Below are 894 nucleotides of genomic sequence, written 5' to 3' on the forward strand. Positions count from 1 at the left end.
CGTTTATTGAGTTTGAGGGAGGGTCTGTGGGCTCGGAAATTGGTTATAGGAGCCGGGGGCTGCCCCACCGTACTGACCTGGGGCGGCCTGACCTGGGGCCTCCTGACCTGAGGCGCCGCCCACGGCCACGGGCTCCGCCTCAGGTCAGGACGCCCCAGGTCAGGACGCCCCAGGTCAGGACGGTGCGGGCACCCCAGCGGTCCGCTCGGCCGTCCGCAACCGGGCCGTACGGCTGCGGGCCATCGGTGCCCTCCCGGTCGGCGGGGCGCTGCTCGCCGGCGGACTGCAGCCGATGGCACCCATGGCCATGGCCCACGACGCCGGCGCCCCCAAGGGCGACGGCACCGCGAAGTCCGCCGAGGGCTACCGCAGCGCGGGCGAGGCCGTGTGCGACGTACTGGACGGCCTCTACCAGGCCCGCAACCCCACCGTGCACGGCACCGGCACCGGCACCGCGACCGGCAAAGCCAGGAACCACGCCCGGGGCGGGCTCCACGTCGGCGTCGAGGCGCAGGCCCCGCTCCCGGTCCGCGGCTCGCTCGACGTCTCGCCCGGAGGCACCCCGAGGGGCGCCGGCCCGAGCCCCGTACCGTCCCAGCGCGCGGCCCCGCAGCAGCCGTCGGGCGGGCTGCTCGGCGCGGTGGGCGACCTGCTGGGCCTGCGCGGCAAGCAGCCGTCGGCACGGGCACCGGCGCCGCGGCGGCCGGACGCCACCCCGTACGCGCCGCCCGCACCCCGCGCGGGCGGGTCCGCCCGCCGTAGCCGGCCCGATGTCCCCGCGCCGTCCGCGGGCGCCCCGCCCACCGGCATCCTGTCCGGCAACAAGATCGGCCCCGACTCGCTGCTGGACCTGGTCGTCCCCCGCCACCCTTCCGACGGCGGCATGGACGAACC

Annotated in this window: 1 pseudogene; it reads left to right on the plus strand. The window is 77.2% G+C overall.

The window, feature by feature from the left end:
* Positions 1 to 301: 301 nt before the first annotated feature.
* Positions 302 to 894 (plus strand): annotated as a pseudogene (locus tag PV350_RS46735) (hypothetical protein); the annotation flags it as partial.

It is taken from the genome of Streptomyces sp. PA03-6a (assembly GCF_033792765.1).
Taxonomy (GTDB): Bacteria; Actinomycetota; Actinomycetes; order Streptomycetales; family Streptomycetaceae; genus Actinacidiphila.